General features: G+C 38.5%; 14 protein-coding genes and 1 tRNA gene. 7 read left to right on the forward strand and 8 right to left on the reverse strand.

Annotated features, from left to right (window positions below; all coding sequences use genetic code 11):
• Positions 1-43: 43 nt before the first annotated feature.
• Positions 44-117, reverse strand: a tRNA-Met gene (locus FCR2A7T_RS08805).
• 162 nt (positions 118-279) lie between these two features.
• Here FCR2A7T_RS08805 and FCR2A7T_RS08810 point away from each other — a divergent pair.
• Both FCR2A7T_RS08810 and FCR2A7T_RS08815 read left to right on the forward strand, forming a co-directional pair.
• The gene (locus tag FCR2A7T_RS08810; protein WP_035117990.1) at positions 280-672 is read left to right on the forward strand and encodes an START-like domain-containing protein; all 393 of its coding nucleotides are present in this window, start codon (positions 280-282) and stop codon (positions 670-672) included.
• A gap of 50 nt (positions 673-722) precedes the next feature.
• Positions 723-1,562, forward strand: coding sequence for an aminotransferase class IV (locus FCR2A7T_RS08815; RefSeq protein ID WP_023570931.1), 840 nt, complete (start codon positions 723-725; stop codon positions 1,560-1,562).
• Here the strand turns inward: FCR2A7T_RS08815 and FCR2A7T_RS08820 are convergent.
• The 5 genes from FCR2A7T_RS08820 to FCR2A7T_RS08840 all read right to left on the reverse strand — a co-directional run bounded on the left by FCR2A7T_RS08820 (position 1,559) and on the right by FCR2A7T_RS08840 (position 6,169).
• Positions 1,559-2,119 carry a YqgE/AlgH family protein gene (locus tag FCR2A7T_RS08820; protein WP_023570932.1) on the reverse strand — a complete coding sequence of 187 codons (561 nt, stop codon included), beginning with the start codon at positions 2,117-2,119 and terminating at the stop codon, positions 1,559-1,561. The genes FCR2A7T_RS08815 and FCR2A7T_RS08820 overlap by 4 nt on opposite strands.
• Positions 2,120-2,265: 146 nt before the next feature.
• Positions 2,266-2,544, reverse strand: a complete 279-nt coding sequence (locus FCR2A7T_RS08825) for an HU family DNA-binding protein (protein ID WP_023570933.1) — start codon at positions 2,542-2,544, stop codon at positions 2,266-2,268.
• Positions 2,545-2,729: 185 nt separating this feature from the next.
• Positions 2,730-3,677 carry a methionyl-tRNA formyltransferase gene (gene fmt / locus FCR2A7T_RS08830; protein WP_035117992.1) on the reverse strand — a complete coding sequence of 316 codons (948 nt, stop codon included), beginning with the start codon at positions 3,675-3,677 and terminating at the stop codon, positions 2,730-2,732.
• The gene (locus FCR2A7T_RS08835) at positions 3,677-5,566 is read right to left on the reverse strand and encodes a RecQ family ATP-dependent DNA helicase (RefSeq protein ID WP_023570935.1); all 1,890 of its coding nucleotides are present in this window, start codon (positions 5,564-5,566) and stop codon (positions 3,677-3,679) included. Before FCR2A7T_RS08835 ends, fmt begins: the two co-directional genes overlap by 1 nt.
• A gap of 33 nt (positions 5,567-5,599) precedes the next feature.
• Positions 5,600-6,169, reverse strand: a complete 570-nt coding sequence (locus FCR2A7T_RS08840; RefSeq protein WP_394330446.1) for an AAA family ATPase — start codon at positions 6,167-6,169, stop codon at positions 5,600-5,602.
• A 301-nt stretch (positions 6,170-6,470) separates the two neighbouring features.
• On the opposite strand from FCR2A7T_RS08840, the gene FCR2A7T_RS08845 reads away from it, so the two are divergent.
• From FCR2A7T_RS08845 to FCR2A7T_RS08865, 5 genes are all read left to right on the forward strand, one after another.
• On the forward strand, positions 6,471-6,755 hold the full coding sequence (locus tag FCR2A7T_RS08845; RefSeq protein WP_023570937.1) for a DUF493 family protein: 285 nt from the start codon (positions 6,471-6,473) through the stop codon (positions 6,753-6,755).
• A gap of 10 nt (positions 6,756-6,765) precedes the next feature.
• Positions 6,766-7,479, forward strand: a complete 714-nt coding sequence (locus FCR2A7T_RS08850; protein ID WP_023570938.1) for a DUF4290 domain-containing protein — start codon at positions 6,766-6,768, stop codon at positions 7,477-7,479.
• Positions 7,480-7,493: 14 nt separating this feature from the next.
• Positions 7,494-8,804 (forward strand): UDP-N-acetylglucosamine 1-carboxyvinyltransferase, encoded by a 1,311-nt coding sequence (gene murA / locus FCR2A7T_RS08855; RefSeq protein ID WP_023570939.1) that lies wholly within the window; start codon positions 7,494-7,496, stop codon positions 8,802-8,804.
• Between the two features lie 68 nt (positions 8,805-8,872).
• On the forward strand, positions 8,873-9,637 hold the full coding sequence (locus FCR2A7T_RS08860) for a sulfite exporter TauE/SafE family protein (protein WP_023570940.1): 765 nt from the start codon (positions 8,873-8,875) through the stop codon (positions 9,635-9,637).
• Between the two features lie 12 nt (positions 9,638-9,649).
• Complete coding sequence (locus FCR2A7T_RS08865; RefSeq protein ID WP_023570941.1) at positions 9,650-10,093, forward strand: hypothetical protein; 444 nt, start codon at positions 9,650-9,652, stop codon at positions 10,091-10,093.
• A gap of 50 nt (positions 10,094-10,143) precedes the next feature.
• On the opposite strand, the gene FCR2A7T_RS08870 is transcribed toward FCR2A7T_RS08865, so the two are convergent.
• The gene (locus FCR2A7T_RS08870; protein ID WP_023570942.1) at positions 10,144-12,627 is read right to left on the reverse strand and encodes a DUF5686 and carboxypeptidase regulatory-like domain-containing protein; all 2,484 of its coding nucleotides are present in this window, start codon (positions 12,625-12,627) and stop codon (positions 10,144-10,146) included.
• 49 nt (positions 12,628-12,676) lie between these two features.
• Positions 12,677-13,090 carry a type II 3-dehydroquinate dehydratase gene (gene aroQ / locus FCR2A7T_RS08875; RefSeq protein ID WP_023570943.1) on the reverse strand — a complete coding sequence of 138 codons (414 nt, stop codon included), beginning with the start codon at positions 13,088-13,090 and terminating at the stop codon, positions 12,677-12,679.
• Positions 13,091-13,103 lie beyond the last annotated feature (13 nt).

Below are 13,103 nucleotides of genomic sequence, written 5' to 3' on the forward strand. Positions count from 1 at the left end.
AACAAAAAACCCTAACTATTTGATTAGTTAGGGTTTAAATTTGTAGCGAAGACGGGAGTTGAACCCGTGACCTCAGGGTTATGAATCCTGCGCTCTAACCGACTGAGCTACCTCGCCATTTTTATTCGGTTGTACATCCTTGTTGAATGCGGGTGCAAATATAGAACTAAATTAATAGCTTCCAAACATATTTTTGAAAAAATATTTTTTTTCATTTTTTTTCTATTTTCTTTTTTTATTTCAGTAAATACTATATATTTCGGCAAATTTATAATAAATATGGAAGGTAAAGTAAGATACGAATTAGAGTTCCCCATTATGTCATCGCCTCAACTACTATATCAATATATATCTACACCTTCAGGATTGCAGGAATGGTTTGCAGATAATGTAAACTCACGCGGAGAATTTTTTACATTTGTTTGGAATGATTCAGAAGAAAAAGCACGACTTGCTTCCAAGAAAACGGGAGAAAAAGTGAAGTTTCGCTGGATTGATGAAGATAACCGCGATGGAGATTATTATTTCGAACTTCGCATTTTGGAAGACGAAATTACAAAAGACGTTTCTTTAATGGTGGTTGATTTTGCGGAAGAGGATGATTTGTCTGAAGCAAAAATGTTGTGGGAGAATCAGGTATCCGATTTAAAACATGTTATTGGATCTGTTTAATTTTAAATTTATAAAGAGTATATTTGCCCCGATAAAATCGGGGTTTTTTTATGATTAATTATAACGGTTCATTAGTAGAGGATTCAGGGATTGCAGTGCATCAAAACAGGGGGTTCCTTTATGGAGATGCTGTTTTTGAAACGATAAAAGTGCTGGATAATAAAGTGTTGTTTCTTGAAGATCATTACTTTAGGTTGATGGCTTCCATGCGTATCGTACGAATGGAAATCCCTATGAATTTCACAATGGAATATCTTGAAGCGCAAATTTTACTTTTAGTAAATCAACTGAAAAAAAATGCTTCGTTCAGGGTTCGTTTCTCTGTTTTCCGACAATCGGGCGGATTTTATTTACCGAAGACCAATGCCGTAGATTTTATCATTACTGCCGAACCTCTTGAAAGCGTATTGTATTCCTTTGATACTGCCGCTTACGAGGTTGAATTGTTCAAAGATTTTATGGTGACCAAACAACTTCTTTCCACCATCAAAAGCAATAATAAATTGGTTCAGATTACCGGAAGTATTTTTGCTCACGAAAACGGTTACGAAAATTGTCTTCTCATGAATGATGAAAAGAATGTGGTAGAAGCGCTTCAAAGCAATCTTTTCCTGCTTTCCGGAAATCGATTGATTACACCACCGATTTCAGACGGTTGCCTTAACGGTGTGATGCGTAAACAAATTTTAGCGATTGCAAGAAAGATAGAAGGCTTGGAAGTTTTGGAAGAATCCATTTCTCCATTTGATTTGCAAAAAGCAGACGAATTGTTTTTAACCAATGTAATTAAAGGGATTCAACCTATCACAAAATACCGTAAAAAGGAATACAAATCAGAATTGGCTGCCGAATTGCTTAAGAAATTAAATGTTCAGATACGCTTGGGTTAGTTTAAAATAGGATTTTCCGGTGCGTTCGACCAAATCAGATAATCACCGCCTTGTTCCATGATTTTTTCTTTCCAGAAGTGTGTGGCCGATTTTCCGATGATTTTATTCTGATAGCTGTTTTTGGAAACAATCCAAGAGTTTTCTTCCAGCTCGTCTTCCAATTGATGGGATTCCCATCCAGTATAGCCTAAAAAGAAGCGGATGTTGTTTCTTTTGATTTTTCCCTGATTAATCAGGTTTTTAGTGTATTCAAAATCGCCTCCCCAATAAATACCGCTTGAAATCTCAATGCTGTCCGGAATCAGCTCCGGAATGTTGTGAATAAAGTACAGGTTGTCCTGTTCTACCGGACCGCCATTATAGATTTTGAAATTGGCATTGATTTCCGGAATCAAATCGTGAATGGTGTAGCGAAGGGGTTTGTTTAAAATAAAACCCACTGATCCTTCGTTATTATGATCGGCTAACAAAACTACAGATCTGTTAAAAGAAAGATCTCCAATGATTGAAGGTTCTGCAACGAGCAAATTTCCTTTTTTAGGTTTAACTGATATCATCTTGTATGGGTTTTAAATTATATTTTAACAATCTCCTAAAAGATTAGAATTAAATTTAACAAAAAAAATATATTTACCCAAAATAAAATCGTTGAAAAGTAAAAAAAAGCCCCGCTACTGCGGGGCTGTATTGTAAGCGGGATAAACTATTTTTTGTTTACAGAACCTTCTAATTCAGCTCCAGCTTTGAATTTCACTACGTTTTTAGCAGCAATTTTGATAGTTTTTCCAGTTTGAGGGTTTCTTCCTTCTCTTGCAGCTCTTTGAGATACTGACCAAGATCCGAATCCTACTAATGATACTCTTCCACCTTTTTTCAAAGTTCCTTCTACATTGTTTAAGAAAGACTCTAAAGCTAATTTAGCAGCTGCTTTAGTAATACCTGCGTCAGCAGCGATTGCATCGATTAATTCTGATTTGTTCATAATAATAGTTATTAATAGATTGATTAATTAATTATTGTCCTACAAATTTATATGAATTTCCCGATTATACAAGTGTTTTTCAGTTTTTTACAAGTTTTTCGCTTAAAATGTTGATAACTTGTCTGTATTGTTAATAAACTTACTTGTATTTTTCGAAATTTCGGGAGTCATAGTGTTTATAGGGGTTACAGCGCTACTGCATTTTCGGTAAATGTAATTCCGTTTAAAAGTTCGTGAGTAAGCATTCTTTTCTTTCCCGGAAACTGTAAACTGTGTAAAATAAGGTAGCCGTCTTTTACCGCAATTTTCAATTCTTTTTTAGTCGAAAGGACTCTTCCGGTTTCCAATTCGTGGACTTCTTTTTCAAAGGAAGTTTCGTAAAGCTTCACATTCCATTCCTGATCCTTGTCTTTAATGAAGCACCAGGCGGCTGGATACGGACTCAATCCTCGTACCAGATTATGAATTTCGCTTCCGCTTTTGCTGAAATCGATTTTACAATTGTCTTTGTTAAGTTTATAGGCGGTTTTAATATCGTCGTTCGTAGGCTGAATGGTTGTGGTTACATTGCCTTGTTCAATCTGTGCTAATGTTTTCAAAACGGTTCCGCTTCCCAAAACCATCAATCGGTCGTGCAACTCACCCGCAGTTTCATTTTCACCGATTAAGGTTTCGTCACTCAAAATCATCGCTCCGGTATCGATTTTGTCATCAATAAAGAAAGTCGTCACGCCGGTTTTGGTTTCGCCATTAATAATCGCCCAATTAATCGGAGCCGCGCCACGGTATTCCGGTAATAAGGAAGCGTGTAAATTAAAGGTTCCGAACTTCGGCATTTTCCAAACGACTTCCGGCAACATTCGAAAAGCCACCACAATCTGAAGGTTGGCATTCAAACTGCGCAATTCTTCCAGGAAAGTTTCGTCTTTCAGATTGGTCGGTTGCAGTAAGCGAAGGTTGTGTTCCAAAGCATATTCCTTTACGGCCGAATATTTAATCTTTTGTCCGCGTCCCGCCGGTTTGTCCGCAGCGGTAATCACGCCAACAATTTCGTAATTGTTCTTGTATATAGTGTCAAGGATTCCTACGGCAAACTCGGGAGTTCCCATAAAAACGATGCGTAACTTTTCCATTATAAACTAATGTATTGGTTTTGATTATTGATTTTTACTTTGTCGTTTTCCAACAAAAGCTGTAGTGCAAAGATAGTTTCCTCCGAGTTTAAATCCAGCGCATTTTCAATTTCTCTTGAGGTTAAGGCCGAATTTTTAAGTAAAGCGAGAATGCTCTGAGCAATTTCAATCGGACTTCGATCTGTTTTTTTCTTCGTAATGCAAACCGAGCAAATACCGCAATCTTTCGTGTCCGTTTCTCCAAAATAGTCTAATAACAAACGACTTTTACACAGCTTTTTATCGGAAATAAAATGGATAACCGACTCAAATTGCTTGGTTTTGATCTCGTTTTGCTGTTGCAGAAATTTCGCCACGCGGTTAATTGTTAGTTCGTCTTCGCGTACTTCGTTAAACGTAAGCCGACTGTCGTTAGACTGAATATGCAAAACACAAACCTCTTTCTGATGCATTCGTTTCAAGACATCAATTACATTTTCTTCCGAAGTATTCGCTTTTCGGGCGATAAGTGTTGTGTTTATCGCAGTTTCAATTTCGTAAATACCGGTGTAATTCCGCAAAATGGCGGTTAAAACGGGTTCGTCTGAGGGATTTAAACTCAGGTAGCGCAACATTTCTCGACTGTCCAATAAAAATTGCAGACTGATTTTCTCTGAAAATTCTTTAGACAATGAAATAATCCCCTGATTGTCCAAAAACTGCAACGCGTTAAAGGTTTTTAGCACCTGGAATTTATAATGATGACAGAAGTGATTCATGTTAAAGTAAAAACTCTCGTTTATGCCTTCACCGTAACCAATCTGGAAATAATTATTGAGTTTAATGTATACTTCTTTTAAAAAGGCTTTGTCAGGCAACACTGCTAAAAACTGACTTTCTGTAGTTTGAATATCAGAAGGCGCCACCAATAGAACCGAAAAGGCTTTTGCGCCATTTCGCCCCGCACGACCGGCTTCCTGATAATAATTTTCCAGATTTTCCGGCAATTGAATATGAATCACCGTGCGCACATTAGGTTTGTCAATTCCCATTCCGAAGGCATTCGTAGCCACCATCACCTGAACGTCTTCATCCAGCCACGACTGCATGTTTTTAGACTTTTCTTTCTGGGTCAGTCCGCCATGATAAAACGTACTTTTGAAACCCATTGCAGCCACTTGTGCGGAAACATCATGACAGGCTTTTCTATTGCGGACATATATAATGGAAGGTTCCGGATTTTTAGTCAATATTTGCTGAATGCGAAACAGTTTGTCTTCGGCTTCAAAAACCATATAAGCAATGTTTTCTCTGGCAAACGATTTTTTAAAAAGTTGCGGATGTTCCAATCCCAATTGCGTACAAATGTCTTCTTGAACTCTTTGAGTCGCCGAAGCGGTTAACGCCAAAAACGGAACTTTAGGAAAATGTTCTTTGAGTTTTGAAATTTTAAGATACGCCGGACGAAAATCATGCCCCCATTGCGAAACACAATGCGCCTCGTCAATGGCAATCAGGTTGATTGGTAATCCTTTTATACGTTCTACAATCCAATCCGATTGCAGGCGTTCCGGAGAAAGGTACAGGAATTTGTAATTGCCGAACTGACAGTTGTCCAGTAAATTTATGGTGTCATCAGAAGAAATTCCGCCCGTTAAAGCCAGCGCTTTGATATTTCGTTTTTCGAGATTCTGAATCTGATCTTTCATCAGGGCAATCAGCGGAGAAATTACCAGGCAAATTCCGGGTTGCATCATGGCGGGCACCTGAAAACAAATCGATTTTCCGCCGCCGGTAGGCATCAGGGCAAAGGTGTCTTTCCCTTCCAGAACCGACTGAATAATTTCCAGTTGCGGACTCCGGAACGAATCGTGATTCCAGTATGTTTTAAGGATTTGTTGCGCTTCCAAATTGTAAACCTAAATATCGGTTACGAATATAGCTTATTTCGAAAGATTTTCTAAAATAAAATTAATACGGTTCTCCAACGTGTCTTTCGGAACTTCCGTTAAGGAATAACCATAATTTTCGTAAGTTTCGATAAGGTGTTGGTGAATTAAAATCGCCTGTTCGTAGGTTTCGTAACGGGCATCATCACTCGTGTAAATCTCCTCCCAAGGCGGAAGAATGAAGATTCGGGAATATTTATGTTCGCGACACGCTTCGTCAAAAAAAGCAGGATACGCATCGCCAATGTAATGCATGTAGGCTAAAACATCCGGAATACCGCGGTCGATAAAAACGATTTCGTTTTCTTCATTTACAGCACTGTGGAATTGTTTTTTTCGGCCTTCCAGTAATAATTCGCTGAATAAAAGTGGTTTTTCAAGGAACAATTGCTCGATACCTTGCTTTCGGGCTTCGTGAATAACTTCGCGCGAAACCTCGGGATAGCACACGTATCCTTTTTCGGTTAAACCCTCTATAACAGTGGTTTTTCCAGAGCCCGGTCCGCCGATAATTAATACAATTTCTTTAGCCACTTTTTTAAAATAAGGGGCAAATTTACTCAAATGAATCGGTATTTTAAAAATTTTTTTCGGAACGAATGGTTTGGGCTTTTTCAGGAAAGGCAATTCCTGCTGTACGTTGCAAACAAAGTTCACTGAACTCCGATGAAAATAATAAAGATGTGAAGTAATCTCCCGAAAAAAAAACGGGAGTATTTCCACTGCCATCAGGGTTATTAGACGGAATCTATTGATTTTTTGTGATGGGAAAAGTCAAATTCCTAGTTTCAAATTCTAAATTCTAAAATCCTAATTCCTAATTCCTAATTTTAAGTGTATATTTGCTTTTATTTTTGATTGAAAGATGGACAAGAAGACAGAAGATTTTTACCACAGGCTGAAAGAAGAGTTAATTAACTCAACCATTTGGCCTTCAGAATATTTATTTAAATTTATTGTGCCTACGGATGTGGACAAGGTCCAGATTATCGAAACTTCTTTCGACGGAATGGGAGCGGTAATTGTAACGAATCAGTCCAAAACAGGAAAATATACCAGCGTTTCTGTCAATGTAACGATGAAAAGCGCACAAAGCGTAATTGACAAATACCTTGAACTGACTACGGTTGAGGGAATTATTTCTTTATAAAAAAACGAAAATGCAATTTACACCAGAAGAAGCGGTACATCATTTAGAATACAATGCCGAGCGTTCGCATTTGATTATTCCGGAATACGGTCGTCATTTACAAAAACTGATCGATCAGGCTACGGTTATAGAAGACCGTGAAGAACGCAACAAAGCGGCGCGCTATATTATTTCGGTAATGGGAAGTTTGAATCCGCATTTGCGCGATGTGCCCGATTTTCAGCACAAGCTTTGGGATCAGATTTTTATCATGTCCGACTTTAAACTGGATGTAGATTCCCCTTATCCGATACCAAACAAAGAAGTTTTGCATCAAAAACCGGAGCGTTTGAATTATCCGCAGAACTTCCCGAAATACCGTTTCTATGGCAATAACATCAAATACATGATTGACGTAGCCAACAAATGGGAGGAAAGTGATTTGAAAAACACACTGATTAAGGTGATCGCGAATCACATGAAAAAATGTTACCTGAGCTGGAACAAAGATACTGTGAAAGACGAAGTGATTTTCGAACATTTGTATGAATTGTCGGGAGGAAAAATCAACCTGCAAACTACAGATGAAGAGCTTTCCAACACTACGGATCTGATGCGCGTGAACAAAAAGATGTCGAACAAAACGCAGTTCAACAATCCGAAGATAAAAGGATCCAACAGCGGAAAGACTTTTAATAATTCCAGAAATAATAACAATAATAAAAATAACAACAACCGAAAATAATTTTTGATAACGCGATGGGAACATTTAAAATAGAAGGAGGAATCAGATTAAAAGGAGATGTTACTCCGCAAGGTGCAAAAAACGAAGCGTTACAAGTATTATGCCCAGTTTTGTTAACTTCAGAAAAAGTACGAGTAACCAACATTCCTGATATTATCGACGTTAATAAACTGATTACATTATTAGGGAATTTGGGTGTGAAAATCCAGAAAAACGGAGCCGGAGATTATACGTTTCAGGCGGATGAAGTCAATATCAAATATCTTGAAACCGAAGCGTTTAAGAAAGAAGGAGGCTCACTTCGTGGTTCCATTATGATTGTGGGGCCATTGTTGGCACGTTTCGGAAAAGGATACATTCCTAAACCGGGCGGTGATAAAATTGGGCGTCGTCGTTTGGATACGCATTTTGAAGGATTTATCAATCTTGGGGCAAAATTCCGATACGAAAGAGCTGATCATTTTTACGGTGTGGAAATCGACGGAAGATTAAAAGGAACTTATATGCTTTTAGACGAAGCATCGGTAACAGGAACCGCAAATATCGTGATGGCAGCAGTTTTGGCTGAAGGAACGACTACTATTTATAATGCGGCCTGCGAACCATATCTGCAACAACTTTGCAAAATGTTAAACTCGATGGGTGCAAAAATCACCGGTGTTGGGTCTAATTTACTAACGATTGAAGGTGTTGAAAGTCTTGGCGGATGCGAACACAGAATTTTACCGGACATGATCGAAATCGGATCATGGATCGGATTGGCAGCCATGACCAAAAGTGAAATTACCATTAAAAACGTAAGCTGGGATAATTTAGGAGTTATTCCAAGTGTATTTAGAAAGCTGGGCATCACTTTAGAGCGAAAAGGCGACGATATTTACATCCCGTCGCATGAAAACGGTTATGAAGTAAAAACGGATATTGACGGTTCTATTTTAACTATCGCCGATGCACCGTGGCCAGGATTTACACCGGATTTGCTAAGTATCGTTTTGGTTGTGGCAACACAGGCAAAAGGGGATGTGCTGATTCATCAAAAAATGTTCGAAAGCCGTTTGTTCTTCGTGGATAAATTAATCGATATGGGCGCAAAAATCCTGTTGTGTGATCCCCACCGCGCGGTAGTTATGGGACACGATTTCCAATCGCAGTTAAAAGCAACAACGATGAGTTCGCCGGATATCAGAGCCGGAATCTCGTTGTTAATTGCAGCTTTAACAGCTAAAGGAACCAGTACGATTCAGAATATTGAGCAAATCGACAGAGGTTACGAAAGAATTGACGAACGTTTAAGAGCTTTAGGTGCCAACATTATTCGTGCGTAACTGTATGTTTTACCGATAAATACATAAAGAGCCGAATTCACCCGAATTTGGCTCTTTTCTATTTTACTATGGAAATCGATATTTTATTTTTTCTTTGTCTGGCTTCTTTTGCTGCCGGATTTGTAGATGCTATCGTGGGTGGCGGCGGTTTAATCCAAACGCCAGTTGCTTTGATTTTAATGCCGAATGTTCCTGTGGCCAGCATCATCGGATCGTTAAAGATACCGGCCTTCAGCGGAACGAGTTTTGCCGCATTTCAATACCTTAAGAAAGTAAAAATGAATTGGAAGTTGCTGGCAATCATGTCGGTTGTGGCTTTTGCTTCGGCATTTGGGGGTTCTACTTTATTGACACAAGTAAGCAACGATTTTATGAAACCTTTGTTGTTGGTGGTGCTGACTTTATTGGCAATCTATACGTTTATGAAGAAAAACTTCGGACAACATCAGGAGAAAATACTGAGTTTCAAGCGACAATTGCTTTACGCTATTATCATCAGTATAACCGTTGGGTTTTATGATGGTTTTATCGGTCCGGGAACGGGAAGTTTCTTCGTAGTGGCTTTCGTTTCGATATTGGGTTTTGATTTTCTTCACGCATCGGCAAACGCAAAAATGGTCAACTTGGCCACAAATTTCGGTTCGATTTGCCTGTTTGTACTGAAAGGAAAAATTCTTTGGGCAATGGCGCTTCCAATGGCGGTTTGCAATGCGCTGGGTGGTTTTTTAGGTGCTAAATTGGCAATCAGTAAGGGAAACGGGTTCATTCGCGGTTTCTTCCTGGTTGTGGTTATCGGGACGTTAATTCGTTTTGCATACGATGTTTTTGCTTAAAGAAGAACGAAGATGAAATATTTATTCATAATAGCGGTTTTGTTTTTGCTGACAGGTTGTAAGTCTGATCCGTCAAAACAACGAAAGTTTTTTTCTGCAACAGATCGTACAAGGACCTCTTTACTGATGCTCTCGGTAGAAAACAACCAGTTTTACGGTACTTATAAAGTACAATATGCAGATGATATCATAGATTCTGGTGAAGTCAGAGGTGTTGTAATTGGTGATACGCTTAAAGGTCGTTTTACATATATATCCTATGGAGGTTCTCAGGCAGTAAAACCTTTTTTACTTTTAAAAAGAGGGGATACTTTAAAATTAGGAAGCGGTAGTGTTTATACCTATTTAAAAATTCCATATTACATTCCTAAAAGCATACAGTTTAAGGAAGACGATTTTCAGTTTCTTCCGATAGATGAAGCCGTTTTTAAGCGATTGGATGCGAATATGAAGTAATAAAAAAGCGTTGAATAATTTTTCAACGCTTTTTTATATATGATTATAGTTTAATTGATGATATTCAAAAACTTCATCCCGAAAACAATTCCGTCGGTCTGGAACCCGTTTTGGTACGAACGGACATAGTCGATTCGGAACAATCGGAATTTCCCGAAACCAACATTGTCAAATCCGGCGGTGAATTCCTGATACGGTTTCAGATTCGAAACATTCAATTGGTGGAATCCTAAAACCAAATTCCATTGCAATTTGTTTAAAAGCGGAATTTTGTTCATGATAAAACCTTTATCGTTGTGTTCCATATGGGTTTCGATATAAGCATCGTTCGTACTGTTGGAGTAATACGGCAGCATATTGAAAACATTCAGGTATTTGTCGGTTGTACCAATATGCGTTTGGTTTCCGTTAAAATGCTTGTAATCTACGAATGAAATATTGTCGGCGTTAAAAAACTTTCCGGCTTTTAATCTAATGGCAAAATCCCCTTTGTTGCCTAGTGTTTTGTCGTAATCCACCATTCCCGAAATCAAATCGTAATTGTAATTGTCTTTGCTGCCGGCAAATCCTTTTTCATAGGCAAATGACAGTGTCGGATAATCGTTGTTCGGCAGGTTGATTTTTCCGTCCGGACGGGTAATGTATTTGTTCCCGAAACGGATTCGCGTTCCGATGTTGGCCTTCATCAAATTGTGTTTTTCAAAAGCCGGAACCGAATTGTTGTATGGTAATTGCGGATTGTTCGATGTATAGTCCTTGTCGTTTTTAATCAGAACATAATCCGTGTTGTTGAAAAGCGGTTTTCTTGCCGAATACTCCAAACTTCCGTTGATGAAAATTCCGTTCAGAATGTTTTGGCTGTAGCCGATTTTAGCATACTCCTTATTATAGTATTTCGCGTAATTGTCTTTGAAGAATAAGGTGCTCACCGAATTCACCAGATTGGTAATCGGGTTGGAAGCATTGAACTGATTGATGCTGCTTCCTCCGGATATCGAAATGGCGTTGTAGTTCGTTGTGTTAAAACGGTGGTAGGCTGTAGCATTAATTCGTAAACGGTCTTCGGCAAAACCATAATTGAAAGTCGAATTTATCGAGGTAAATTTTCCGTTTTCTTCATTGCGTTTGATAAATGAAAAACCCGAGTCTAGATTCCACCCCTGAACCGTATTGAAACCTAACGAAGTTAAATCTAATACTCCTTTATAAGTGAAGGACCATTTATGATAAGTGTCTTTATAGGTATAGCCCGTAATCAGTTTCTGGATTTTGAATTTATTTCCTTTGGCGTCCAGCGAATCCAGGTATACTTGCGATTTACGAATGGTCTGAATACTGTCTTTTCGTTTGTAATCGCCAATTTCTTCCTCGGTTAACGGTACAGGCCGACTTTCGTTCCAATATAAGGTGTCTTTTTTATTGGCATCCTTTACGATTTTAGCAATTTCATTCGTAAAGGTCTTTTTCTCGAATTTGTCTTTAAAGACATAATTGCTGAAAACGTGCGTGAACTTACCGGTAAAGCCCATTCCGAAAATGGAAGCTTTAAAATCGATTGTTTGTTGGTTTTTTGCCCATATTTTGGTGCTTGGATTGTAATTAAAACTCTGCGTATAGCTGATGTCTTCCAAAATAGGCTGTTGCATTCGGTAACCTTTACTGTTCAGGTCAACTGCATAAATGGCCCAGGAATCTTCTACTATATAGATGTAGCCTTCAAAAACCGGCTCTTTGTCTCGTCTCGGCGTTACCCTAATTTTATTGATTAACTGATTGTGATCGTCATACGAAACACCTTCCAGTTTGTATTTGTAGTAGGAAAGAGCGTTGTCGGCAATTGGAGAAACCATGTTGATGCCTAAGTCGACATAATTGGCATAGAAATCATAATTGGTACCCTGAGCGGTGTTGAAACTGAAACCGTTGTCGTTTCCGCTGACTTTGGAGGCAACGATTTCTTCTTTTATTTTGTTGGGTTTTTCAAAAGCGATTTTTGAAACGGTTTCCGATAAATACAATATTCCGGTTCCGGTTGAATCGAGTGCGCCGTCAAAGTCACCAATTTCAACCCCCATGAATTTTTTCGGGATGTTTTTTGCGCGGAAGATGCCTCGGGAGTAAAAATCGGCTTCGAATTTATCCGTTTTGTAAGAGTTTATTTTTCGGTTTTTTATGGCGTTTCTTATAATGGCATACGCCGGATCTTCTTTATTCGGTTTGATGACCATTTCCGCTAGAGTGTAGTTTTCGTCCTCTAATGAAACATTTACCGTGTGGGGAAACTGCTGAACGTCGGCAGTGATTTTCTTTGTTTTGTAACCCAACGACTGGAAAATAAGGGTGTATTGACCTTTGTCTTTTACGATTAATTCGTATAAGCCGTTATCGTTGGCAGAGGTACCGTTATAGGTGTTTTCGATAATTACGGTGGTGTAGGGAATAGGTTGACCGGTTTTATCGGTTACTTTTCCTCTGATTTGTGCAAATAGCGTGGCGGATATTAATAAAACGGTTACTAAAAGTAATTTCTTCATGAAATGGTTTTTGATAATGACGATAAAAAGGTATCGATGGTTGTATGGATTATAAAAATGCTTTTATGGCGAGCTCGTAACTTTTGAGTCCGAAACCTATAATGATTCCTTTTGCGTTTGGAGAGATGTAAGATTGGTGTCTGAAGCTTTCCCTTGAAAAAGTATTGGAGATGTGTACTTCTATTACCGGAGTAGTAATGGCTTTTACCGCGTCTGCAATTGCAACGGAAGTATGGGTGTAAGCAGCTGCATTAAGTATGATGCCGTCGTAACTGAAACCGATTTCCTGAATTTTATTGATGATTTCCCCTTCGATATTGCTTTGAAAATAGTGTAGGTCTACCGTATTGTATTTGTTTTTCATCAAAAAATAGAAGTCCTCAAAGGTTTCGTCGCCGTATACTTCAGGTTCACGTTTGCCCAGAAGATTTAAATTGGGTCCGTTAATTATGATAATTTTCATACAATTTCTTTTT

The organism is Flavobacterium cauense R2A-7, from assembly GCF_000498475.1.
In the GTDB taxonomy this organism is placed as follows: Bacteria; Bacteroidota; Bacteroidia; order Flavobacteriales; family Flavobacteriaceae; genus Flavobacterium; species Flavobacterium cauense.

Excerpts from the sequence above, each read along its gene's own strand:
- FCR2A7T_RS08810 (WP_035117990.1), top strand. The coding sequence starts at position 280 with ATGGAAGGTAAAGTAAGATACGAATTAGAGTTCCCCATTATGTCATCG.
- FCR2A7T_RS08815 (WP_023570931.1), top strand. The coding sequence starts at position 723 with ATGATTAATTATAACGGTTCATTAGTAGAGGATTCAGGGATTGCAGTG.
- FCR2A7T_RS08820 (WP_023570932.1), bottom strand. The coding sequence starts at position 2,119 with ATGATATCAGTTAAACCTAAAAAAGGAAATTTGCTCGTTGCAGAACCT.
- FCR2A7T_RS08825 (WP_023570933.1), bottom strand. The coding sequence starts at position 2,544 with ATGAACAAATCAGAATTAATCGATGCAATCGCTGCTGACGCAGGTATT.
- fmt (WP_035117992.1), bottom strand. The coding sequence starts at position 3,677 with ATGGAAAAGTTACGCATCGTTTTTATGGGAACTCCCGAGTTTGCCGTA.
- FCR2A7T_RS08845 (WP_023570937.1), top strand. The coding sequence starts at position 6,471 with ATGGACAAGAAGACAGAAGATTTTTACCACAGGCTGAAAGAAGAGTTA.
- FCR2A7T_RS08850 (WP_023570938.1), top strand. The coding sequence starts at position 6,766 with ATGCAATTTACACCAGAAGAAGCGGTACATCATTTAGAATACAATGCC.
- murA (WP_023570939.1), top strand. The coding sequence starts at position 7,494 with ATGGGAACATTTAAAATAGAAGGAGGAATCAGATTAAAAGGAGATGTT.
- FCR2A7T_RS08860 (WP_023570940.1), top strand. The coding sequence starts at position 8,873 with ATGGAAATCGATATTTTATTTTTTCTTTGTCTGGCTTCTTTTGCTGCC.
- FCR2A7T_RS08865 (WP_023570941.1), top strand. The coding sequence starts at position 9,650 with ATGAAATATTTATTCATAATAGCGGTTTTGTTTTTGCTGACAGGTTGT.
- FCR2A7T_RS08870 (WP_023570942.1), bottom strand. The coding sequence starts at position 12,627 with ATGAAGAAATTACTTTTAGTAACCGTTTTATTAATATCCGCCACGCTA.
- aroQ (WP_023570943.1), bottom strand. The coding sequence starts at position 13,090 with ATGAAAATTATCATAATTAACGGACCCAATTTAAATCTTCTGGGCAAA.